This is a genomic window from Gilvimarinus sp. 1_MG-2023 (assembly GCF_030548285.1).
Window position 1 is genome coordinate 1 of sequence record NZ_JAUOSC010001390.1, and the last position, 251, is coordinate 251.

Genomic DNA, 251 nt, shown 5'->3' on the forward strand with positions numbered 1-251 from the left:
GTGTAGTAGAAGGTTTCTCCATCCAGCACATACTGGGTTTTTAGAATCTGTTGGATTGTTGCAATTTCAGTACGATCAAACAGATCTTCATCTAAAAACTTCTGATACGTTGTACTCAATACCAAAGGCTGTGAGCGAGCAGTGTAAACTTGATAACTTCCGCCCCAGGTACTGGAGTTTTCAGGGTTTGAATTTGGGTGGGTAATATTTAATATTTGAATCCGTTTTTCTGCTTGGGCTTCATTGAGTGC

General features: G+C 40.2%; 1 protein-coding gene. It reads right to left on the reverse strand.

What is annotated here, in order from left to right; genetic code table 11:
* Positions 1-251, reverse strand: a 251-nt coding sequence (locus Q4563_RS21395) for a hypothetical protein (protein ID WP_303605956.1), incomplete at both ends; no start/stop codon positions are given.